At 68.1% G+C, this 20,768-nt stretch carries 22 protein-coding genes; 16 read left to right on the plus strand and 6 right to left on the minus strand.

Annotated elements, in window-relative coordinates; all coding sequences use genetic code 11:
* The 4 genes from ACOQOP_RS09000 to ppk2 all read right to left on the minus strand — a co-directional run bounded on the left by ACOQOP_RS09000 (nt 1) and on the right by ppk2 (nt 3,158).
* Entirely contained in the window at nt 1–237 is a 237-nt protein-coding gene (locus ACOQOP_RS09000) for an acyl carrier protein (RefSeq protein WP_420565990.1), read from the minus strand.
* Between the two features lie 173 nt (nt 238–410).
* The gene (gene fabG, locus ACOQOP_RS09005; RefSeq protein ID WP_420565991.1) at nt 411–1,151 is read right to left on the minus strand and encodes a 3-oxoacyl-[acyl-carrier-protein] reductase; all 741 of its coding nucleotides are present in this window, start codon (nt 1,149–1,151) and stop codon (nt 411–413) included.
* A gap of 38 nt (nt 1,152–1,189) precedes the next feature.
* On the minus strand, nt 1,190–2,152 hold the full coding sequence (gene fabD / locus ACOQOP_RS09010) for an ACP S-malonyltransferase (RefSeq protein ID WP_420565992.1): 963 nt from the start codon (nt 2,150–2,152) through the stop codon (nt 1,190–1,192).
* Nucleotides 2,153–2,267: 115 nt separating this feature from the next.
* On the minus strand, nt 2,268–3,158 hold the full coding sequence (ppk2, locus tag ACOQOP_RS09015; RefSeq protein ID WP_420565993.1) for a polyphosphate kinase 2: 891 nt from the start codon (nt 3,156–3,158) through the stop codon (nt 2,268–2,270).
* Nucleotides 3,159–3,525: 367 nt separating this feature from the next.
* On the opposite strand from ppk2, the gene rpsF reads away from it, so the two are divergent.
* The 7 genes from rpsF (at nt 3,526) to phnE (ending at nt 8,919) form a co-directional block, all read left to right on the plus strand.
* Nucleotides 3,526–4,002, plus strand: a complete 477-nt coding sequence (gene rpsF / locus ACOQOP_RS09020; RefSeq protein ID WP_420565994.1) for a 30S ribosomal protein S6 — start codon at nt 3,526–3,528, stop codon at nt 4,000–4,002.
* Entirely contained in the window at nt 3,999–4,253 is a 255-nt protein-coding gene (rpsR, locus tag ACOQOP_RS09025; protein WP_175474174.1) for a 30S ribosomal protein S18, read from the plus strand. Before rpsF ends, rpsR begins: the two co-directional genes overlap by 4 nt.
* A 109-nt stretch (nt 4,254–4,362) precedes the next feature.
* Nucleotides 4,363–5,238, plus strand: a complete 876-nt coding sequence (locus ACOQOP_RS09030; RefSeq protein ID WP_420565995.1) for a DUF2232 domain-containing protein — start codon at nt 4,363–4,365, stop codon at nt 5,236–5,238.
* 103 nt (nt 5,239–5,341) lie between these two features.
* Nucleotides 5,342–5,941, plus strand: a complete 600-nt coding sequence (rplI, locus tag ACOQOP_RS09035; protein WP_420565996.1) for a 50S ribosomal protein L9 — start codon at nt 5,342–5,344, stop codon at nt 5,939–5,941.
* 414 nt (nt 5,942–6,355) lie between these two features.
* On the plus strand, nt 6,356–7,222 hold the full coding sequence (locus ACOQOP_RS09040; protein WP_420565997.1) for a PhnD/SsuA/transferrin family substrate-binding protein: 867 nt from the start codon (nt 6,356–6,358) through the stop codon (nt 7,220–7,222).
* 49 nt (nt 7,223–7,271) lie between these two features.
* Nucleotides 7,272–8,099 carry a phosphonate ABC transporter ATP-binding protein gene (locus ACOQOP_RS09045; protein ID WP_420565998.1) on the plus strand — a complete coding sequence of 276 codons (828 nt, stop codon included), beginning with the start codon at nt 7,272–7,274 and terminating at the stop codon, nt 8,097–8,099.
* A complete protein-coding gene (phnE, locus tag ACOQOP_RS09050) occupies nt 8,092–8,919 on the plus strand; it encodes a phosphonate ABC transporter, permease protein PhnE (RefSeq protein WP_420565999.1) in 828 nt (275 codons plus the stop codon). The genes ACOQOP_RS09045 and phnE overlap by 8 nt, the downstream gene beginning before the upstream one ends.
* A gap of 166 nt (nt 8,920–9,085) precedes the next feature.
* Here the strand turns inward: phnE and ACOQOP_RS09055 are convergent, their stop codons facing one another.
* A complete protein-coding gene (locus ACOQOP_RS09055) occupies nt 9,086–9,463 on the minus strand; it encodes a VOC family protein (RefSeq protein ID WP_420566000.1) in 378 nt (125 codons plus the stop codon).
* Between the two features lie 235 nt (nt 9,464–9,698).
* On the opposite strand from ACOQOP_RS09055, the gene ACOQOP_RS09060 reads away from it, so the two are divergent.
* Together ACOQOP_RS09060 and ACOQOP_RS09065 are read left to right on the plus strand one after the other, a co-directional pair.
* On the plus strand, nt 9,699–11,228 hold the full coding sequence (locus ACOQOP_RS09060; RefSeq protein ID WP_420566001.1) for a replicative DNA helicase: 1,530 nt from the start codon (nt 9,699–9,701) through the stop codon (nt 11,226–11,228).
* Between the two features lie 655 nt (nt 11,229–11,883).
* A complete protein-coding gene (locus ACOQOP_RS09065; RefSeq protein WP_420566002.1) occupies nt 11,884–12,702 on the plus strand; it encodes an alpha/beta hydrolase family esterase in 819 nt (272 codons plus the stop codon).
* 1 nt (nt 12,703) lies between these two features.
* Here ACOQOP_RS09065 and ACOQOP_RS09070 read toward each other — a convergent pair whose 3' ends face one another.
* Nucleotides 12,704–13,501 carry a 2-keto-4-pentenoate hydratase gene (locus ACOQOP_RS09070; protein WP_420566003.1) on the minus strand — a complete coding sequence of 266 codons (798 nt, stop codon included), beginning with the start codon at nt 13,499–13,501 and terminating at the stop codon, nt 12,704–12,706.
* Between the two features lie 103 nt (nt 13,502–13,604).
* On the opposite strand from ACOQOP_RS09070, the gene alr reads away from it, so the two are divergent.
* From alr to ACOQOP_RS09105, 7 genes are all read left to right on the plus strand, one after another.
* Entirely contained in the window at nt 13,605–14,726 is a 1,122-nt protein-coding gene (gene alr / locus ACOQOP_RS09075; protein WP_420566004.1) for an alanine racemase, read from the plus strand.
* 46 nt (nt 14,727–14,772) lie between these two features.
* Complete coding sequence (locus tag ACOQOP_RS09080; protein WP_420566005.1) at nt 14,773–15,546, plus strand: MlaE family ABC transporter permease; 774 nt, start codon at nt 14,773–14,775, stop codon at nt 15,544–15,546.
* A gap of 12 nt (nt 15,547–15,558) precedes the next feature.
* Complete coding sequence (locus ACOQOP_RS09085) at nt 15,559–16,335, plus strand: ABC transporter ATP-binding protein (protein ID WP_420566006.1); 777 nt, start codon at nt 15,559–15,561, stop codon at nt 16,333–16,335.
* A gap of 14 nt (nt 16,336–16,349) precedes the next feature.
* Nucleotides 16,350–17,753, plus strand: a complete 1,404-nt coding sequence (radA, locus tag ACOQOP_RS09090) for a DNA repair protein RadA (RefSeq protein WP_420566007.1) — start codon at nt 16,350–16,352, stop codon at nt 17,751–17,753.
* 12 nt (nt 17,754–17,765) lie between these two features.
* Nucleotides 17,766–18,455 carry a CvpA family protein gene (locus ACOQOP_RS09095; RefSeq protein WP_420566008.1) on the plus strand — a complete coding sequence of 230 codons (690 nt, stop codon included), beginning with the start codon at nt 17,766–17,768 and terminating at the stop codon, nt 18,453–18,455.
* A gap of 92 nt (nt 18,456–18,547) precedes the next feature.
* Nucleotides 18,548–20,008, plus strand: a complete 1,461-nt coding sequence (gene purF / locus ACOQOP_RS09100) for an amidophosphoribosyltransferase (RefSeq protein WP_420566009.1) — start codon at nt 18,548–18,550, stop codon at nt 20,006–20,008.
* Between the two features lie 7 nt (nt 20,009–20,015).
* Nucleotides 20,016–20,726: an SDR family NAD(P)-dependent oxidoreductase gene (locus ACOQOP_RS09105; protein ID WP_420566010.1), complete on the plus strand. Its 711-nt coding sequence runs from the start codon at nt 20,016–20,018 to the stop codon at nt 20,724–20,726.
* Nucleotides 20,727–20,768 lie beyond the last annotated feature (42 nt).

Consider the following 20,768-nt stretch of genomic DNA (forward strand, 5'->3'; position numbering starts at 1 on the left):
TCAGCCTTCCTGGCTCTTGATGAAGTCGATCGCGTCCTTGACGGTCAGGATCTTCTCGGCCGCGTCGTCGGGGATCTCGCAGGAGAACTCCTCCTCGAACGCCATCACGAGCTCGACGGTGTCGAGGCTGTCGGCGCCCAGATCGTCGATGAAGCTGGCATCCTCGGTCACCTTCGCCTCGTCCACACCCAGATGCTCGACGACGATCTTCTTAACCCGCTCGGCAACGTCACTCATGGTCCTGAACCTCTGATCTCTCTCTACTGCGGGCGCTTTCGCTGCCCAGTTGTCGCGCCCCGCCGCGTATTCCGGCGAACCCGCGATATTTGGATCGGCGGGCTGTAACACAAGTCTTTTGTTAAGACCAGCACACCCGCCCGCTTTTACAGGCTATCCGACGTCAGTCGGCGTCAAAGCATTGCCATGCCGCCATTGACGTGGATCGTCGCCCCCGTGACATAGCCCGCCTCTTCGCTGGCGAGGTATAGCACGGAGGCTGCGATGTCCTCCGGCGTGCCGAGTCGGCCCGCCGGAACGCTCTCCAGGAGCTTCTCCTTCTGGGCATCGGGCAGCGCGTCGGTCATCGCCGTGGCGATGAAGCCCGGAGCGACAACGTTCACCGTGATGCCCCGGTTCGCGACTTCGGCCGCCAGCGCCTTCGAAAAGCCGACCATGCCGGCCTTGGCGGCGGCATAGTTGGCCTGCCCCGGATTGCCAGTGGCGCCGACGATCGACGAGATGCCGATGATCCGGCCCCAGCGCTTCTTCATCATACCGCGCACCAGGGCGCGCGACAGGCGGAAGCCCGAGGTGAGGTTGACCGCGATCACCTGATCCCAGTCGTCGTCCTTCATGCGCATCAGCAGCTGGTCCCGGGTGATGCCCGCATTGTTGACCAGAATGTCGATCGGCGCGCCGGCGGCCGCCTCGGCCGCCTTCGGCAGGGCTTCCACCGCCTCGGCGTCGCCCAGGTTGCAGGCGGCGACGGAGACGCGGTCACCCAGGGCGGCGGCCTTCTCCTCCAGCACCGCCTGGCGCGTGCCGGACAGGACCACGTGGGCGCCCTGACGATGCAGGGTCTCGGCGATGGCGGCGCCGATGCCGCCGGTCGCCCCGGTCACCAGGGCGGTCTTGCCGCTCAGGTCGAACATGTCTTCCTCCCGTTGCGTTGCGCCGTCACTGCGCGCCGTCAGAGCGCGGCGACGAAGCCGGCGACGTCGGCCGGCGTGTTGATGGCGTGGGCATCGACGGACTTGTCGATGCGCTTCACGATGCCGGACAGCACCTTGCCCGCCCCCAGTTCGGCCACGGCGGTGACGCCGAGTCCGGCGAAGCTCTCCACCGTCTCGCGCCAGCGTACCCGACCGGTCACCTGTTCGACCAGTTGGCGGCGGATGTCGTCGGGCTCGTCGCAGGGTGCCGCGGTCACGTTGGCGATCAGCGGCACGAGCGGCGCGCGCAGGTCGGTCGCGGCCAGGGCGTCGGCCATCACGTCAGCGGCCGGGGCCATCAGCGAGCAGTGGAACGGGGCGCTCACCGGCAGCTTCACCGCGCGGCGCACGCCATGCTCGCCCGCCAGGGTCAGCACCCGCTCGATCGCCTCGGCATGGCCGGAGAGCACGATCTGGCCGCCGCCGTTGTCGTTGGCGATGTCGCAGACCTGGTCGCCGTCCGGGCCCGGGCGGGCGGTGGCGGCGATCTTCTCGGCGGTCTCCAGGTCGGCGCCGATCAGGGCGGCCATCGCCCCCTCGCCCACCGGCACGGCCTTCTGCATCGACTCGCCGCGCAGGCGCAGCAGGCGGGCGGCGATGGCGATGTCCAGGGTGCCGGCGGCGGCCAGCGCCGAGTATTCGCCCAGGGAGTGGCCGGCCACGTAATCGCAGATCTCGGCGATGGTCTTGCCGCTCTCCGCCTCGATCGCGCGCAGGGCGGCGAGGCTGACGGCCATCAGCGCCGGCTGGGCGTTGGCGGTCAGGGTCAGCTTGTCCTCGGGCCCTTCGAAGATCAGCTTGGAGAAGGATTCGCCGAGCGCGTCGTCGACCTGCTCGAAGACCTGGGCGGCGGCGGGATAGGCGTCGGCGAGGTCCTTGCCCATGCCGACGGCCTGGCTGCCCTGGCCCGGAAACACGAGTGCCCGCGCGGTGCCGGCCATGATCGTTCCTCCCGTATCAATCTCTTCGCGCTCACGGCGTCGGGGCCGTGGCGGCGGGGCGTCGTTTGCGACGGACCGGCCGGCTTGTCAAGGCGCACAGGGTACAGTTGTCGGACTACCAGCTGCCCACGATCAGCGGGTCCGGGGTCTTCGCCGCCCGGGTGTTCTTGCCCGGATAGTCCAGGGAATGGACGAAGTGGCGGATCACCGCGATCCGCGCCCGCTTCTTGTCCGAGGCCTTGATGATCGTCCAGGGTGCGTCGGCGGTATGGGTGTGGAAGAACATGGTCTCCTTCGCCTCGGTATAGGCGTCCCAGCGGCGCGCCGACTCCCGGTCCATGGGCGACAGCTTCCAGCGTTTCAGCGGGTTGATCTCGCGCCCGTGCAGCCGCTTGGCCTGCTCCTCGCGGTTGACCGAGAACCAGTATTTGAACAGCCGGATGCCCGAGCGGACCCACATCCGCTCCAGTTCCGGCGCCTCGCGCAGGAACTCGCGGTACTCCGCCTCGTCGCAGAAGCCCATCACCCGCTCGACGCCGGCCCGGTTGTACCAGGAGCGGTCGAACAGCACGATCTCGCCCCGGGTCGGCAGGTGCTCGATATAGCGCTGGAAGTACCACTGGCCCTGCTCGCGGTCGTTCGGCTTGTCCAGGGCGACGACCCGGGCCCCGCGGGGGTTCATGTTCTCCATGAAGCGCCGGATCGCGCCGCCCTTGCCGGCGGCGTCGCGACCCTCGAAGACGATGACGATGCGCTGGCCAGTGTCCTTCACCCAGCGCTGCAGCTTCAGCAGCTCGATCTGCAGGTCGCGCTTCTGCTTGTCGTAGGAGGCACGTTCCATCGGCGACTTGTAGGGGTAGTCGCCGCTCTCGAAGAGGTGACGCAGCACGGCCGGATCGTGCCGCATCGCCGCCTGGTGGCGACGCGCCTCGGCACTGGCCCGCACGCCGGGATTGGCGGGAGTTGAGGTCGGGGGTTCGGTCTTGGCATTCTTCGCCGTCGTCATCGCTTTCCCTACTAATCTCCCTCGTCTTCCCGGCCCTGCGCCGGGACCTAGAAAAGGCGCTGCTGGAACCAGGGTGGTTATCCTGCGACGCTCCGGCAAGCATCACCCTCGGTCCCGGCACAAGGCCGGGAAGACGAGGGAGGGTATAGGGCGCAGGGAACACGCCTACGCAGGGAACACGCCTACACCATCCTACCCCGGGGAAAACCCTTGCGCGCGGCGGAATTCTGCGTATTGTGCGCGCTCTTCCGGGCACCCTGGTGTCCGGCGACCATAGCTCCTTGCTGCATCGGCCCGCCATAAACGCTCCGATGTGGCTTTGCCCGAGGGGTGATGCCCCGGGCGCAACATCCACAAGGAGTGCGCGATGCCGTACTACGAGAGCGTGTTCATCGCACGCCAGGACGTTTCGTCCACCCAAGTCGAACAGCTGACCGACCAGTTCGCTGAAGTCGTCGCCGGTCTCGGTGGCGAAGTGAAGAAGCGCGAGTACTGGGGTCTGCGGAACCTCGCCTACAAGGTGAACAAGAACCGCAAGGGCCACTACGTGCTCTTCAATCTCGATGCCCCCTCCGAGGCGGTGACCGAGATGGAGCGCCTGATGCGTCTGAACGAAGACGTGCTGCGCTACATGACCATCAAGGTCGAAGAGCTGGAGGAAGGCCCCTCCATCATGATGCAGGCGAAGTCCGACCGCGACCGCGGCCGTGGCGGCCGGGGCGAGCGTGGTGACCGCGGCGACCGTGGTGATCGCGGGGACCGTGGCGATCGCGGAGACCGGGGTGACCGCGGCGATCGTGGCGACCGCCGCGACCGTGACTCCAGCAAGGGAGATGCAGAATGAGCCAGTTGCAGATCGCGCGCGCGGCCGTGCGCAAGCCGTTCATGCGCCGCCGCAAGTCCTGCCCGTTCTCCGGCGCCAACGCGCCGAAGATCGACTACAAGGACACCAAGCTGCTGTCCCGTTTCATCTCCGAGCGCGGCAAGATCGTGCCGAGCCGGATCACCGCCGTTTCGGCCAAGAAGCAGCGTGAGCTGGCCCGCGCGATCAAGCGTGCCCGCAACATGGCGCTTCTGCCGTTCGTGGTGAGCTGAGCGACCGGACCAGCATCCGGCGGCACCCTGACGAGCGTCGGCACGACGATGGCCCCTCATGAACTACGGTTGGCTAACGGTTGGAATAGCGGCAGCAGCGAGCGCGCTGATGACGGTAGCGGTGTATCCGTCGCCGTTCTTCGCGATGCTGCAGCTGTCTCTGACCTCGCTGCCGCTGTTTTTGGTGGGTCTGGCCTACGGGGCGGTTCTGGGCATGGCGGCCGCCGCGGCTGCCTTCGTCGCCCTCGGCCTGTCCCTGGGGCTCGACGTCGCGGCCTATCATGCGGCGATGACCGGCGTTCCGGCCGGCCTGCTGGTCTGGCAGGCGGAACGGAGCGGCAGCCATCCCAGGGTCCTGCTGCTCACCCTGATCGCCTATGCCTGCGCGATGATCGCGCTGGCCGGCCTGATCCTGTCCGGGCAGCCGGGCGGCATGCAGGGGGTGATCGCGGAGGAGCTGCAGCAGACGTTCGAGGCGCTCTCCAGCTACGCGGAGGAGGCTGGGCAACCGCCGCTTCCGATGGACGAGCTTCAGGACATGCTGTCCTCCCTGGCCAGTCTGTTCCCGGCCTTCGCGGCCGCGGGATGGGTGCTGACGACGGCGGCCAGCGCCGGGCTCGCGCAGCTTCTGCTGCGCCGGTTCGGAAAGGCGACCCTGCCGACGCCGGATATCGCCGACCTGCGGGCGCCGCGCTGGATCGTGCTCGTGCTCGTGGCGGTGCTGGCCCTGGCCTATCTGCCGGAAGGGATCGGCTTTGCCGCCAAGAACATGGTTCCGGTGGTGTTGCTGCTCTTACTGTTCACCGGGCTCGGCGTGGTGCACGCCCTGGCCCGGCGCAGCGGCAGCGGCGGCCTGTGGCTCGGCGGAACCTATGCCCTGCTGATCGTCTTCAGCTGGGCGGCGGCCGCCGTGATCGTGCTGGTTGGAATGCTGGACGTGGTTTTCGATTTTCGCCGTCGCGCGGGGCCTCCCCCGCAGGAATGAGCGTCGGCGGATAAGGACAAGCGGTCGCCTCGGCGCCGCCCTGATGAGGAAATCCGGATACCTATCCGGGGGGCGTAGGCCCGCAAGAGAAGGAGTGAGGACGATGGAAGTCATCCTGCTGGAACGGATCGAGAGCCTCGGCCAGATGGGCGATGTGGTTTCGGTCAAGCCGGGCTACGCCCGTAACTTTCTGCTGCCGCAGAAGAAGGCGCTGCGCGCCAACGAAGGCAACCGCAAGGTCTTCGAGGCGCGTCGCGCTCAGCTCGAGGCCGAGAACCTCGAGCGCAAGTCCGAGGCCGAGCAGGTCGCCAAGACCCTCGACGGCATGACCGTGGTTCTGGTCCGTGCCGCCGGCGAGAGCGGTCAGCTCTACGGCTCGGTGTCGGCCCGCGACATCTCCGACGCGGTCACCGCCGCCGGCGTGACCGTCGGCCGCGGCCAGGTCAAGCTGGACAAGGCGCTCAAGGCCCTCGGCCTGGAGCCGGTGCGCATCCAGCTCCACCCGGAAGTGGCGGTGAACGTGACCGTCAACATCGCCCGGTCCCAGGACGAAGCCGAGACCCAGGCCCGTCTGGGCCGTGCGCTCGACCGCGGCATCCTGGACGAGGAAGAGCGGATGGAAGACGAGGCCCCGGAAGTGGAAGAGCTTCTGGAGCCGGAAGCCGCCGCCGCCGAGGGCGAGGAGGAGAAGGTCGAGACCTGATCCCTTCTTCGAACGCTATGGTTTGCGACGGGCCGTCCTTCGGGGCGGCCCTTTGCTTTTTTGGGACCCTTTATCCACTCATTGCCGTCATCCCGGCGTCCCCCCGGGCCTGACCCGGGGATCGGCCGGGACCCAGCCCAAACCTCAGACCAGGGTCCCGGCCCGCCCCCGGATCGGGTCCGGGCGCGTCCGGGATGACGATCGCGTGTTGTTCTAAACACGTCCGCCCTGCGCGCCCCAGGCCTTCGACAACCTCCTCTAGACATCCATCCCGACCCATCCACGGTCACCAAACCATCACGCAACCGACGCCGTTCCGACACCGCACCGTCACACCGGCGATACGGGGCGCGTGATAGCGCCTAGGCCTTCCGAATGATCCGGGCATCTGCCCGCCCTCTGGAGGAGGCCATCATGAACCTTCGTGCCCTGTTCGCCGCCGCCGCCCTGGCGGTCGCCACCCCGTCGCTCGCCACTGCGGCCGACGCGATCAAGATCGCCGTCACCGACATCGAGGGCCTGGAGGCCCTGCAGAGCGAGTTCGGTCCGTTCGAGGCGGCGCTCGAGAAGAGCACCGGCCTCGAGATCGAGCTGTTCCCGGTCGGCAACCGCACCGCCGCGGTGGAAGCGATCAATGCCGGCCAGGTCGACCTGGTGCTCACCGGTCCGGCCGAATACGTGGTGATCAAGGAACTGACCGACGCGAAGATCGTGGTCGGCTGGCAGCGTCCCGACTACTTCGCCCAGGTCGTCACCCTGGCCGACGGTCCGGTCCGGCGCGTGGAGGACCTCAAGGGCAGGAGCGTGGCCTTCGGCTCCGTCGGCTCCACCTCCCAGCATCTCGGCCCGGCGCAGGCGCTGGCCGATGTCGGCCTCGTCTACGGCACCGACTACGAGCCGAAGATCATCTCCCGCAACGTCGCGGTTGAAGCGCTGATCCGCGGCGACATCGCCGCCATCGGCATGAACTACAGCCACCTGCAGCGCGCCCGCGAGGCCTATCCGGACGTCGCCTTCACCGTGGTCGCCCGCGGCCGCGATCTGCCGAACGACATTCTGGTCGCCCGCGCCGACGCCGATCCGGCGGCCATGGAGAAGATCAAGCAGGCCTTCGTGAAGGACGGCAAGTCCCTGCTCATGGCCGTGCTGAAGGGCGAGGACAATCAGAAGTACAAGGGCGGCTTCTTCCTAGCGACGGTGGACGACAGCGACTACGACTACGTCCGCTCGATGTACAAGACGATCGGCGTCGACGGCTTCAAGAACTTCGTCGGCAACTGAGGCAGGCAGGGCGCCGGCCAGACCGGTCGGCGCCCGCCGAGCTGACATCATGACAGCCCTGCTCAATCCCTCACCGCTCCATGCGGAGCCCGTCCGCCCGGCCCAGGCGCCCGCTCCGGCGCCGGAAGCAGCACCGCTGATCGCCGCCGAGGCCGTCTACAAGCGCTTCGCCGGTGGTCCGGCTGTCCTGAACGGCGTGACCCTGGCCATCCACCCGGGCGAGCGCGTCGCCCTGCTCGGCGCCAACGGGGCCGGCAAGTCGACCCTGCTGCGCGCCCTGGTCGGGCTGATCCCGATCACCGGCGGCGCGGTGGAGATCCTCGGCCAGCGCTTCACCCAGCAGCCCAACGCCCGCCAGCGCGCCGCCCTGCGCCGCCGGCTCGGCTTCGTCTTCCAGTTCCACGGGCTGGTGGGCCGCACCAGCGCGCTGTCCAATGTGGTGAACGGCGCGCTCGGCCAGGGCCATGGCTGGCGGAGCTGGCACCAGTCGCTTGCCCCGGCAAGCCTGCGCCATGCGGCCCTCGACGCGCTGGACGCGGTCGGGCTCGCCGACCGGGCGACGGCGCGGGCCGACACCCTGTCCGGCGGCCAGTCGCAGCGGGTCGCCATCGCCCGGGCCATCGTCCACGGTCCCGACCTGCTCTTCGCCGACGAGCCGGCCGCCAGCCTCGATCCCGCCGCGGGCCTAGACATCATGCGCCTGTTCACCCGCCTCGCCGCCGAGCAGGGCCGCACCCTGGTCTACACCACCCACGACATGCGGCACGCCCTGGAGCATGCCGACCGGATCGTGGCGCTGAAGGCAGGCCGGGTCGTGTTCGACGCCGCCGCCGCGGACCTCACGGAAGCCGACCTGGAGCCGATTTACCGTGGCTGATGCGACCTCCTCCCGCCCGGTCCGCCGTCCCGATGCCCGCGACATCGCGCGCTGGCCCCGGCTGACCCCGCTGCGCTTCACCCTGCTGGTCGCCGCCGGGGCGGTCCTGCTCGCGTCCATCGGCGAGGTGGCCCCCTCCGCCGACCGGCTGATCGGGGCGGTGCCCCGGATGGGCTCGCTGCTGGAGCGGATGCTGCCGCCGGAGACCGATCCGGCCTTTCTTCAACGCATGGGCATGCGGCTGGTGGAGACGCTGCAGATCGCCCTGGTGGGAACCCTGTTCGGCATCCTGCTGAGCTTTCCGCTCGCTTGGTTTTCCGCCGCGGGCCTGAGCCCGCTGGGCCGGCTGCGCTGGCTGGCGCGGGGAGCCGTCTCCCTGTTCCGCACGGTGCCGGACCTGGTCTGGGCGCTCTTCTTCGTCTCCGCGGTCGGGCTCGGCGCCATCGCCGGCACCCTGACCATCATCGTCGACACCGCCGGCTTCTGCGGCCGGTTCTTCGCCGAGGCGATGGAGGACAGCGACAAGCGACCGCGCGAGGCGCTGGAAGCGGTCGGTGCGCGCAAGATCGACGTGCTGGCCGCCGCGGTGGTGCCGCAATGCATGCCGTCCTTCATCAACACCTCGCTCTTCGCGCTGGAGCTGTCGGTGCGGTCCTCGGTTGTGCTGGGCATCGTCGGCGCCGGCGGGATCGGCCAGGAGCTGAAGAGCGCCTTCGAGCTGTTCCAGTACCCCAAGGCCTCGGCGATCATCCTGGCGATCTTCGTGATCGTCCTGGCGATGGAACACCTCACCGACTGGCTGCGCCGGCGGCTGGGGTAGCCGGCTTAACCTAATCAGATGCACTCCCCGGCCTCGTGCCGGGGCCCACGGTCGGGCACCTCGGACGCATCGATTTTCGCTGCTACCCGTTACGCGGGTCGGTAGGCCCCGGCACAAGGCCGGGGAGTGAGAAGGAGAGAACGGGGAAAGCCTGAACGAACCTCCCCTACAGCGAATAAACCTCCACCTTGTTCCCGGCCGGATCCCTCAGGAACGCCGCGTAGTAGTCCGGGGTGTATTCCGGCCGCGGCCCGGGATCGCCGTCGCCAGTGCCGCCGGCGGCCAGCCCGGCGGCGTAGGCCGCGCGCACCTGCTCCGGGCGCTCGCACAGGAACGCCACATGGGTCCCGTTGCCGACGCTCGCGGGTCGACCGTCGATCGGGGTGCCGACCCAGAACTCCGCATGATCCCGTCCCCAGGCGAGGGCGGCGTCGAACGTCACCCGGCGCGGGGCACCGATCGCGCCCAACAGGCCGTCATAGAACCGCCCCGCCGCATCGAGATCGTCGACGCCCAGCGACACGTGACCGATCACCCCCGTCATTCACCCCTCCGGTTCCGGCACTGTTGTTCCGCCTGCGTATCATTCACATGTGCCGAGTCGCGCGAGCCTAGGGCCGGCCGTTCCCCCGGTAAACAATCCACAGCTAAGCCGCGGTTTCGTCCCCACAATCCTTTTCAATAGTATGTGCAAGAGGCTCGCAAATCGGGGGCCCGACGGGCTATGCGTTAGAGTCTGTCCCAAGGGAAAACGAACAGCAAAGCCGAGCCGCCTCGCCATGTCCGATCCCGAGTCCAGCATCGCCCCCTTCCCCGGCCCCACCGCCTTCGTCCATGACGATGCCGGCCCGTCCGAGACGTCCTTCCGCGAACCGCCGCACAATCTGGAGGCCGAGCAGGCCCTGCTGGGCGCGATCCTGGTCAACAACCGTTCCTATGAAAGGGTCAGCGAGTTTCTGCGACCGGAGCATTTCGCCGACCCGGTCCACGGCCGCATCTTCGCCTCCTGCGCCAAGCTGATCGACCGCGGCCAGATCGCCACGCCGGTCACCCTGAAGGGCCTGTTCGACCAGGACGAGGCCCTGGCCGAGGTCGGCGGCGCCCAGTATCTGGTGAAGCTCGCCGCCTCCGTCGTCACCGTGATCAACGCCGGCGATTACGGCCGCGAGATCCGCGACTGCTACCTGCGGCGCGAGCTGATCGAGATCGGCGAGGCGGTGGTCAACGACGCCTTCGACCGCGACCTCGACACCGCCGCCCAGGAACTGATCGAGAAGGCCGAAAACCAGCTCTTCACCCTGGCCGAGACCGGCGAAGGCGAGAACGGGCTGAAGGAACTGAAGCTGGCGCTGCTGGAATCCGTCGCCCAGGCCGAGGCCGCCTTCAAGCGCGACGGCGGGCTGGCCGGCTATTCCACCGGCCTGATCGACATCGACAACCTGCTCGGCGGCCTGCACCCGTCGGACCTGCTGATCCTCGCCGCCCGCCCGGCCATGGGCAAGTCGACCCTGGCCTCCAACATCGCCTTCCACATCGCCACCGGATCGATGGACGATCCGGACACCCCGCCGCAGCCGGTCGCGTTCTTCTCGCTGGAAATGTCGGCCGAGCAGCTCGCCACCCGTATCCTGTCCGAGCGCACCGGCATCGCCTCGGAGAAGCTGCGCCGCGGCCAGCTCGACAACGAGGATTTCGGCAAGCTGGTGGAGGCGAGCCAGGACCTGGAACGGGCGCCGATGTTCATCGACGACACCCCGGCGATCCCGATCTCCACCCTGCGCACCCGCGCCCGGCGTCTGAAGCGCCAGCACGGCCTGGCGCTGATCGTGGTCGACTACCTGCAGCTCATGCGGCCCGCCCCGGGTGCCCGTATCGACAACCGCGTCCAGGAGATTTCCGCCATTTCCCAGGGCTTGAAGGCCATCGCCAAGGAACTGGACGTGCCGGTCCTCGCCCTGTCCCAGCTCTCCCGCGCGGTCGAGCAGCGCGAGGACAAGCGGCCGGTACTGGCGGACCTGCGTGAATCCGGATCGATTGAGCAGGACGCCGACATCGTCATGTTCATCTATCGCGAGGACTACTACCTGCAGAAGGCCGAGCCGATCCAGCGGATCGAGGAGGACGCGCAGAAGTTCCACGACCGCTACGACGCGTGGAAGGAGCGCTGCGAGAAGGCCCACGGCAAGGCCGAGGTGATCATCTCCAAGCAGCGCCACGGTCCGACCGGCGTGGTGACCCTGCATTTCGACGGCTCCACGACGAAGTTCACCAACTACGTCGCGGACGACCACGTGCCGGATCACTACTGAAGCGGGTGCCGCGAGCCCAGCCCTTCGCCCCTTCGACACGCCCCGGCCGAAGAGCCGGGGCCGCTCACGGCCAGATCCATTCAATTCAAAAAACCGACCTTCATCCCGGCGAGGCCCGGGTTCAACCCGGGGCTCGGCCGGGACCGCGCATCGACCGTCGTGGCTGGGTCCCGGCGCGCCCCCGGATCGGGTCCGGGCGCGTCCGGGATGACGGTCTCTTGGAAAGCGAATGACCTCGCCCTGAGCAGGACCCCGGCCTTGCGCCGGGGGCCGTGTCGAAGGGCAGGTACAGGACAACAAGCCCGCAAACTAGAAAGGCCGCCCGAAGCGGGCGGCCTTTCCGTGAGCCGATGAGGGCTCGAACTCTTTTTCGTGCTTCAGACGGCCGCCGAAGGCTGCTCCGACATCCTGCCAAGGCACACGAGCTCGCCCCGCATCGCAAGATCACTAGACACCGGATCACCTCCTTTCAGTTGGTTGAACACCACGGAAATGGTGCGGTGCGGGGAGCGGTTCCACAACCCGTCGGCTGAAACCGAGGAATACCGGGGCATAGCGCCCCCCGCGCACCTCCCACCGGGCCCGCCAGACCCATGCGAATCCGGTCACCGTCTTGTCATTGGACGCCCGACGGGCGGCCCTCCAGGGTGCGGAGATGTCCCGCCTGATCCTGTTCCTTCCCCTCGCCCTTCTGCTGCTGACCGTCCCCGCCAGGGTCGGTGCTGCCGAGCGGCATGCGGTCGAGGCGGGCACCTACATGGCCCATGTCCCTGCGGGCTGGGACGGGGCCTCCGCCCTGCCCCTGCTGATGTTCTTCCACGGCTTCGGCCAGAGCGGCGGTGCCGTCATGGGCAACACCGACCTGATGGCCCTCGCCGACGACCAGGGCGTGCTGGTGATCGCCCCGGACGGCGAGGAGAAGCGCTGGGCCCATCAGGGCGCGCCGATGCGCGAAAGGCTGCGCGACGACGACGCCTTCGTGCGCGCCATACTGGCTGACGCGAAGCGGCGCTGGCCGGTGGATCCCCGCCGCATCTGGGCCTCGGGCTTCTCCATCGGCGGATCAATGACCTGGCACCAGGCCTGCTTCCAGGGCGCGCTGTTCACCGCCTTCCTGCCGACCGCCGGCGCCTTCTGGCGGCCGCATCCGGAGGCCTGCCCGTCCGGTCCGGTCAACCTGATGCATGTGCACGGCACCGGCGACACGGTGGTGCCGATGCAGGGGCGGCCGATCCGCGAGGTCTACCACCAGGGCGACGTTCTGAAGGGGATCGATTTCTGGCGCGACCAGAACGGCTGCCCGGCCGAACCGAGCGCGGTCACCAAGGCCGGCGACCTGCGCTGCGAGATCTGGCGAGGCTGCGGCTCGGGCAAGGAGCTGCAGCTCTGCCTCCACCCGGGCGGGCACGTCATCCCACAAGGATACATGGCGAAGGCAGTCAACTGGGCGGAGGGTCTCGCCGGGGTCCGGTAGGTTACGGGGCCACCTCGACCTCGACGCTGCCAAGCCTCTCCACCGTATAGACCGCCTTGTCGCCGGCCTTGGGATAGCGGGTCTTCACCGTGGAGCCGGTCATCACCCAGTGGCCGGCGCGCAGGGGGCGGCCCTGCTGGGCCAGCAGGTTGGCGACCCAGGCCAGCGCGGTCAGCGGATTGCCCATGGCCGCGCCGGTCACCGCCTCCTCCACGTCGTCGTTGTATTGCAGACGCACCGGCGTGGTGACGAGGTCGAGCGACCGCCAGTCGCCCGTCGCCTCGCCCAGGACGATGCCACCCGACCAGGCGTTGTCGGCCGCCATGGAGACGCCGTCGAGCCGGCTGTAATCAGCGTCGCGATCCTCGATCAGCTCGAAAGCGGGTACGGCGAGATCGACCGCATCGCGAACGGAGTCGGCGGTATAGTTTCCTGACTTATCAGTCAGATCCGACCCCATTTTCAGACAAAGCTCGAATTCCAGACCCACCCTGACGAAATCCGACAGCTTCACCACGGCGGGCGAGGTGTGGACGGTGGAGGCGAAGATGGCGCCGACCAGGGACTGGTTCACGCCGCACAGTTCCTGCACCGCCTTGGAGGTCAGGGCGATCTTGTACCCGGCAATCGGCCCCTTGGCGCCGGCCTCCCACCCGGCGATCAGCCGGCGCTGAACGTCATAGGCGGCGTCCAGATCGGGCAGCGCCAGATCGCCGGCCAGCGGCTCGTAGCGGGCGCGACGGGCGTGCTGATCGGCCAGCGCATCGGCGACGCGGACGATCCGGGCGGTATCGGTCATGATGTTTCCTCCATGTTTTGTCCGGAGAATGGATCGATCTTCCGCGCCGGTGAAGCCTCTCTTGCAGCTTGTCGCCGTCCCGCCCGCCTGATATCGGACCTTGATGGTCACCACGACATTCGCCTTCGACGCCGCCCTGTCCCGCCTCACCATCGATCTGGGTGCGGTGCGGCAGAACTACCGGCGGCTGTGCCGGGAGCTGGGCGACGTGCCCTGCGCCGGGGTGGTGAAGGCCGACGGATACGGCCTCGGCGCCGACCATGTGGCGCCGGTGCTGTACGAGGAAGGCTGCCGCACCTTCTTCGTCGCCACTTTCGACGAGGCCGTGCGCCTGCGCCAGATCCTGCCCGACGGCACGATCGCCTGCCTGAACGGCCTGCTGGCGGGGACCGAGGCGGCCTATGTGGAGCACGGGATCGTCCCGGTGCTGAACGACCTCGGCCAGGTCGCCCTGTGGCGCGCCCATGGCGGGAAGACCGGCGCGCCGCTCGCCGCCATGCTGCATGTGGATACCGGCATGAACCGGCTCGGCCTGGACGGGCGCGAGCTCGACCGGGTGGCGGGCGATCCGTCGCTGCTCGACGGCATCGACTGGCTGTACATGCTGTCCCATCTCTGCGCCGCCGACGAGCCGGACAATCCGATGAACGCCCAGCAGCTCGCCCGCTTCCGCGCGGCGCGCGCTCGGCTGCCCGCCGGGATGAAGGCGAGCCTGGCCAACTCCTCCGGCGTCTTCCTCGGCCCCGAATATCACCACGATCTGGCCCGGCCCGGCATCGCGCTGTATGGCGGCCGCCCCTCGGCCGGCAGCGACAATCCGATGCGGTGTCCGATCCGAATCGAAGGGCGTATTCTCCAGCTGCGCACGGTCGAGCCGGGCTGGACGGTCGGCTATGGCGGCTCCTGGCGGGCCGGGCGCGAGACCCGGATCGCCACGGTGGCGGCCGGTTATGCCGACGGCTACATCCGCAGCCTGTCGTCCGCGGGACGCGTGGCGGTTGGTGGCAGGCTGTGCAACGTGGTAGGACGCGTCTCCATGGACATGATCACGGTCGACGTGACCGACCTGGATCCGGCCGACACCGCCCCCGGCGGGATGGTGGAAGTGCTGGGTCCGACGGTGACGCCCGACGCGATGGCGGATCTGGCAGGCACGATCGGCTACGAGCTTCTCACAGCACTCGGCAGCCGCTATGTGCGCCATTACGTCGACGGCGGCGCATGACGGCCGGGATCGCCTTCAGCAACGACCCATCGGGGACTTCCGGCGGATGAATCCACTCGCGACGATCGGCCGGGGTTTCCTGACCATCCTGGCAACCACCGGACGCATCGGACTGTTCGCCTCGGCCGCGGTCGGCCATTGCGTGCGGCCGCCCTTCTATCCGCGGCTGATCCTGCGGCAGTTCATGGAGATCGGGTACTACTCCCTGCCGGTGGTCGGCATGACCACGCTGTTCTCGGGCATGGTTCTGGCGCTGCAGAGCTATACCGGCTTCGCCCGGTTCTCCGCCGAGGGCGCGGTCGCCACGGTGGTGGTGCTGTCGATGACCCGCGAGTTGGCGCCGGTGCTGGCGGGGCTGATGGTCGCCGGCCGGGTCGGGGCGGCCATGGCGGCCGAGATCGGCACCATGCGGGTGACCGAGCAGATCGACGCGCTGACAACCCTGTCCACCAACCCGTTCAAGTACCTGATCGCGCCGCGCGTGATCGCCGCCACGATCAGCCTGCCGATCCTGGTGCTGATCGGCGACATCATCGGCGTGTTCGGCGGCTATGTGGTCGGCGTCTACAAGCTGGACTTCAACGCCGCCAACTACATCACCTCCACGATCCAATACCTGGAGCGGATCGATGTGATCTCCGGCCTGGTGAAGGCCGCGGTGTTCGGCTTCCTGATCGCGCTGATGGGCTGCTACCACGGCTTCAACTCGCGCGGCGGCGCCCAGGGCGTGGGGGCGGCGACCACCAACGCGGTGGTGACCGCCTCGATCCTGATCCTGGTGGCGAACTACGTCATCACCGAGATGTTCTTTGCGGAGTAAGGGCGCAGCACGATGAGCGACACCCCTAAGCTGCGCATCCGCGACCTTAAGAAGAGCTTCGGCTCCAAGGTCGTCTTGAATGGCCTCGACCTGGATATCGGCGATGGCGAGAGCGTCGTCGTGATCGGCGGCTCCGGCACCGGCAAGTCGGTGCTGCTGAAATGCATCATCGGCCTGATGGAGCCGGACAGCGGCACCATCGAGATCGACGGCGAGAACGTGGTCGGCCTGCCGCGCTCCGAGCGCGAGGCCTACATGCGCAAGTTCGGCATGCTGTTCCAGGGCGGCGCCCTGTTCGACAGCCTCCCGGTCTGGGAGAACGTCGCCTTCGGCCTGATCGCCGCCAAGCACGTGGACCGGGCCGAGGCCCGCAAGGTCGCCGTCGACAAGCTGGCCCAGGTCGGCCTCAGCGAGGATGTCGCGACGCTCTCGCCGTCCGAACTGTCCGGCGGCATGCAGAAGCGCGTGTCCCTGGCCCGGGCCATCGCGACCGATCCGGAGATCATCTTCTTCGACGAACCGACCACCGGCCTCGACCCGATCATGGCCGACGTGATCAACGACCTGATCGTGAAATGCACCCGCGAGCTCGGCGCCACCGGCCTGTCGATCACCCATGACATGGCCAGCGCCCGCAAGATCGCCGACCGGGTCGCCATGCTGTACCAGGGCAAGATCATCTGGGCCGGACCGGTCTCGACGATCGACAGCTCCGGCAACGACTATGTCGACCAGTTCATCAACGGCCGGGCCGACGGGCCGATCCAGATGGCCGTCCGGCGCGGCTGAGGAGCCAGAGACGGATGGCGAAATCGACCAGCCGCTACGTCTGCCAGGAATGCGGATCGGTCACGGCCAAATGGGCCGGCAAGTGCGATGCCTGCGGCGCCTGGAACACCCTGGTCGAGGAAGTCGTCGAGACCGCGCCGAAGGGCATGAAGCCTGGCGGCGGCCGGCGCATCAACTTCGTCGAGCTGGCGGGCCAGAGCAAGGAGACACCCCGGCGGATCACCGGCATCGGTGAGTTCGACCGCGTGCTTGGCGGCGGGCTGGTCCCCGGATCGGCGACCCTGATCGGGGGCGATCCGGGGATCGGCAAGTCGACCGTGCTGCTCCAGGTCGTGGCCGGCCTGTCGAGCACCTGCCGCTGCGCCTATGTCTCCGGCGAGGAGGCAGTGGACCAGGTCCGCATGCGCGCCCAGCGGCTCGGCGTAGCTGGGGCCTCGGTGGGTCTCGCTGCCGCCACCAGCGTGCGCGACATCATCTCCAGCCTGGAGGCCGCCGACAGTCCCGACGTGGTGGTTATCGATTCGATCCAGACCATGTATGTCGACGCCCTCGACAGCGCGCCGGGCACGGTCGCCCAGGTCCGCGCCTCGGCCCAGGAGCTGATCCGGGTCGCCAAGAAACGCGGAATCGCCCTTCTGCTGGTCGGCCACGTCACCAAGGAGGGCGCCATCGCCGGCCCGCGGGTGCTGGAGCACATGGTCGACACCGTCCTGTATTTCGAGGGCGAGCGCGGCCACCAGTTCCGCATCCTGCGCGGCGTGAAGAACCGTTTCGGGCCGACCGACGAGATCGGCGTGTTCGAGATGACCGAAGGCGGGTTGATGGAGGTCTCCAACCCCTCGGCCCTGTTCCTGTCCGACCGCCAGGACGACATCTCCGGCGCCTGCGTCTTCGCCGGCGTGGAGGGCACGCGGCCGGTGCTGGTCGAGATCCAGGCGCTGATCGCCCCCTCCCCCTACGGCACGCCGCGCCGGGCTGTGGTCGGATGGGACGGCAACCGGCTGGCGATGGTCACCGCCGTGCTGGAAGCCCGCTGCGGCGTCTCGCTGGCCGGCAATGACGTGTTCCTCAACGTGGCCGGCGGGCTTCGGGTCTCGGAGCCGGCGGCCGATCTGGCGGTGGCCGCCGCCCTGCTCTCCTCGCTGACCGGCGTTCCGGTGCCCAAGGGTTCCGTGGTGTTCGGCGAGATCGGCCTGTCGGCGGAAGTGCGCGCCGTCACCCAGGCCGAGGCGCGGCTGAAGGAGGCCGCCAAGCTCGGCTTCGAGAAGGCGCTGCTGCCGGCCTCCCGGCGCAAGGGGGGCAAGGCGGTGTCCGGCGGCCTCGATTTGGTCGAAATCTCCCGGCTACATGATCTGGTGGACCTGCTCCATGATCCCGGCGACGATGCCCGCATCGGCCGCCGAGTCGTCGCCTCCTGATACGGGCCCTCAATGGATTCTCTGCCGATCAACATCACGGACATCGCCGTCATCACGGTGGTGGTCCTCTCGGGTCTGCTGGCGCTGATGCGCGGTTTTGTCGCGGAGGTGTTCTCCATCGTCGCCTGGGTCGGCGCGCTGGCGGTCGGCATCTACGGCTACAAGCCGGCCACCCCGATCGTGGTCGATCTGACCGGCATCGATGGGCCGCTGGGTGAGCTGATCGCGGGTGGCGTGCTGTTCATCGTCGCGCTGATCGTGTTCATGATCCTCGCCCGACTGGCGAGTGGCGCCCTGCAGATGGTGGGGCTCGGCGCGGTGGACCGGTCGCTGGGCTTCCTGTTCGGGATCCTGCGTGGCGCCGTCCTGGTCTGTGTCGCCTACCTGCTGGTGCTTTGGGCCGAACCCGATCCGCAGGACCACCCCACTTGGATTACCGAGGCCAAATCACTACCTCTGATCGTGGCCGGATCGGACATGCTGGTCACGCTGGTGCCCGAGCATCTGCGCAGCCAGGCCGACAGCGAGGCGGCGCGACTCCGCAGACAGGCTGAGGACGAGACCCGCGAGGCCTTGAAAGAACGGCTGCTCAGCCCAACTCCACGCAGCGACAGCCCGAATCCCGATGCGTCGGGAGGCGATCAGGGGTATACTGACAAGGAACGTCAGGAACTGAACCGCGCCATCCAAAGCACCCAATAGGTGGGTGCTGTTTCGTTTTGGAGGGCGGCCGTCGATCGGATGGGGTATGACCCCGCCGACTTCTCCCCCTCGAGTGAGGACCGGACCCGCGCATGACGCTCACGACCTCTCCCTATGACGACGACCATCTCCATGAAGAGTGTGCGATCTACGGCATCTTCGGCACGTCCGACGCCGCCGCGCACACCGCCCTGGGCCTCCACGCCCTGCAGCATCGCGGTCAGGAAGCGGCCGGGATCGTGGCCACCGACGGGACGACGTTCAACGTCCACCGCGGCCTCGGCCATGTGGGCGAGAATTTCGGCGAGGACAATCAGGAGGTCATGGACCAACTCGTCGGTCACTCGGCGATCGGCCATACCCGCTACTCCACCACCGGCGAGACGGCGCTGCGCAACGTGCAGCCGCTCTTCGCGGATCTGGAGTTCGGCGGCTTCGCGCTCTGCCACAACGGCAACCTAACCAACGCCCTGCAGGTGCGTGAGGGCCTGGTGCGCCAGGGCTCGATCTTCCAGTCGACCATGGATACCGAGGTCATCATCCACCTGATCGCCCGTTCCCGGCGTGCCTCGGTGGTCGACCGTCTGGTCGAAGCGATGAACCAGGTGGAAGGCGGCTATTCCCTGATCTGCATGAGCAAGGACACGCTCATCGGCCTGCGCGATCCGTTCGGCGTGCGTCCGCTGGTGCTGGGCAAGATCGGCGAGGCCTACATCCTCTGCTCGGAGACCTGCGGCCTGGACATCATCGGCGCCGATTTCGTGCGCGACATCAATCCGGGCGAGCTGGTGGTGATCGACGGCAAGGGCGTGCGGTCCTTCTTCCCGTTCCGTCCGCGCCAGAGCCGGTTCTGCATCTTCGAGTACATCTACTTCGCCCGCCCCGACAGCATGGTCGAGGGTCACAGCGTCTATGCCGCCCGCAAGGGAATCGGCAGCGAGCTGGCGCGCGAGAGCGGCGTCGATGCCGACGTGGTCGTCCCGGTGCCTGATTCCGGCGTGCCGGCCGCCATCGGCTATGCCGAGGCCTCGGGCCTGCCGTTCGAGCTGGGCATCATCCGAAACCACTATGTCGGTCGGACCTTCATTCAGCCGACCGACAAGGTGCGGCACCTGGGCGTGAAGCTGAAGCACAACGCCAACCGCGGCCAGCTTGAGGGCAAGCGGGTCATCCTGGTGGACGATTCCATCGTCCGCGGCACCACCTCCACCAAGATCGTCGAGATGGTCCGTCAGGCCGGGGCGACCGAGGTGCATATGCGCATCGCCAGCCCGCCGACCACCCATTCCTGCTTCTACGGCGTCGACACGCCGGAGCGCGAGAAGCTGCTCGCCGCGCAGATGAGTGTGGAGGAGATGGCGGAGAAGATCGGCGTCGACAGCCTCGCCTTCATCTCCATCGACGGTCTGTACCGGGCGATGGGCGAAGCGGCGCGGAACAACGACCAGCCGCAATTCTGCGATGCCTGCTTCACGGGCGACTATCCGATCGCGCTGACCGACTACAACGGCGGCCGGACCCGTCAGCTCTCCCTGCTCGCCGAAGCCTCCTGAGGACTAGATGACTGGCATTCTCGAAGGGCGTGTCGCGCTCATCACCGGCGCATCGCGCGGCATTGGCGCCGCCGTGGCCGAGGCCTTCGCCCGCGAGGGCGCCCACCTGATCCTGGTGGCGCGCACCGTCGGCGGACTGGAGGAGACCGACGACCGGGTCAAAGCGGCCGGCGGCTCGGCCACCCTGGTGCCGATGGACATCACCGATGGCGAGGCGGTCAACCGACTGGGCGCCTCGATCTACGAGCGCTGGGGCAAGCTGGATGTGCTGGTCGCCAACCATGGCATCCTGGGCGTGCTCAGCCCGATCTCCCATTACGATCCCAAGCTCTGGGACGAGGTGATGACGGTCAACTTGACCGCCTGCCAGCGCCTCGTGCGCAGCCTCGACCCGCTGCTGCGCCAGTCCGATGCCGGCCGGGCGATCTTCGTGACCTCTGGTGCTGCCGTGGGCGAGCGGCCGAACTGGGGCGCCTATGCGGTCTCCAAGGCTGCCTTGGAGGCCATGGTCCGCGCCTATGCCGGCGAGACCCGGCGGACCAACCTGCGGGTCAACCTTCTGAACCCGGGCGGCACGCGCACCAAGATGCGGGCGACGGCGTTCCCGGGCGAGGATCCGATGACCCTGAAGACGCCGGAGGATATCGCGCCGGCCTTCCTCGACCTCGCCTCCCCGGCCTGCGTCGCCCATGGCGAACGGATCGACGCCCAGGGCTAATGCGGGGCCGCCGCATACCCTACCTGATGGTCTGACGGCGGT

Origin of the sequence: Thalassobaculum sp. (assembly GCF_965223715.1) — a bacterium.
In the GTDB taxonomy this organism is placed as follows: Bacteria; Pseudomonadota; Alphaproteobacteria; order Thalassobaculales; family Thalassobaculaceae; genus Thalassobaculum.

What these genes read in the sequence shown, in the direction of transcription:
- ACOQOP_RS09040 (WP_420565997.1), top strand. Translation starts at nt 6,356, where the DNA reads ATGAACCTTCGTGCCCTGTTCGCCGCCGCCGCCCTGGCGGTCGCCACC.
- rpsR (WP_175474174.1), top strand. Translation starts at nt 3,999, where the DNA reads ATGAGCCAGTTGCAGATCGCGCGCGCGGCCGTGCGCAAGCCGTTCATG.
- ACOQOP_RS09000 (WP_420565990.1), bottom strand. Translation starts at nt 237, where the DNA reads ATGAGTGACGTTGCCGAGCGGGTTAAGAAGATCGTCGTCGAGCATCTG.
- ACOQOP_RS09095 (WP_420566008.1), top strand. Translation starts at nt 17,766, where the DNA reads ATGGATTCTCTGCCGATCAACATCACGGACATCGCCGTCATCACGGTG.
- ACOQOP_RS09030 (WP_420565995.1), top strand. Translation starts at nt 4,363, where the DNA reads ATGACGGTAGCGGTGTATCCGTCGCCGTTCTTCGCGATGCTGCAGCTG.
- fabG (WP_420565991.1), bottom strand. Translation starts at nt 1,151, where the DNA reads ATGTTCGACCTGAGCGGCAAGACCGCCCTGGTGACCGGGGCGACCGGC.
- rpsF (WP_420565994.1), top strand. Translation starts at nt 3,526, where the DNA reads ATGCCGTACTACGAGAGCGTGTTCATCGCACGCCAGGACGTTTCGTCC.
- rplI (WP_420565996.1), top strand. Translation starts at nt 5,342, where the DNA reads ATGGAAGTCATCCTGCTGGAACGGATCGAGAGCCTCGGCCAGATGGGC.
- ACOQOP_RS09045 (WP_420565998.1), top strand. Translation starts at nt 7,272, where the DNA reads ATGACAGCCCTGCTCAATCCCTCACCGCTCCATGCGGAGCCCGTCCGC.
- ACOQOP_RS09070 (WP_420566003.1), bottom strand. Translation starts at nt 13,501, where the DNA reads ATGACCGATACCGCCCGGATCGTCCGCGTCGCCGATGCGCTGGCCGAT.
- ACOQOP_RS09055 (WP_420566000.1), bottom strand. Translation starts at nt 9,463, where the DNA reads ATGACGGGGGTGATCGGTCACGTGTCGCTGGGCGTCGACGATCTCGAT.
- ppk2 (WP_420565993.1), bottom strand. Translation starts at nt 3,158, where the DNA reads ATGACGACGGCGAAGAATGCCAAGACCGAACCCCCGACCTCAACTCCC.
- ACOQOP_RS09105 (WP_420566010.1), top strand. Translation starts at nt 20,016, where the DNA reads ATGACTGGCATTCTCGAAGGGCGTGTCGCGCTCATCACCGGCGCATCG.
- ACOQOP_RS09080 (WP_420566005.1), top strand. Translation starts at nt 14,773, where the DNA reads ATGAATCCACTCGCGACGATCGGCCGGGGTTTCCTGACCATCCTGGCA.
- fabD (WP_420565992.1), bottom strand. Translation starts at nt 2,152, where the DNA reads ATGGCCGGCACCGCGCGGGCACTCGTGTTTCCGGGCCAGGGCAGCCAG.
- purF (WP_420566009.1), top strand. Translation starts at nt 18,548, where the DNA reads ATGACGCTCACGACCTCTCCCTATGACGACGACCATCTCCATGAAGAG.
- alr (WP_420566004.1), top strand. Translation starts at nt 13,605, where the DNA reads ATGGTCACCACGACATTCGCCTTCGACGCCGCCCTGTCCCGCCTCACC.
- radA (WP_420566007.1), top strand. Translation starts at nt 16,350, where the DNA reads ATGGCGAAATCGACCAGCCGCTACGTCTGCCAGGAATGCGGATCGGTC.
- ACOQOP_RS09085 (WP_420566006.1), top strand. Translation starts at nt 15,559, where the DNA reads ATGAGCGACACCCCTAAGCTGCGCATCCGCGACCTTAAGAAGAGCTTC.
- ACOQOP_RS09065 (WP_420566002.1), top strand. Translation starts at nt 11,884, where the DNA reads ATGTCCCGCCTGATCCTGTTCCTTCCCCTCGCCCTTCTGCTGCTGACC.
- ACOQOP_RS09060 (WP_420566001.1), top strand. Translation starts at nt 9,699, where the DNA reads ATGTCCGATCCCGAGTCCAGCATCGCCCCCTTCCCCGGCCCCACCGCC.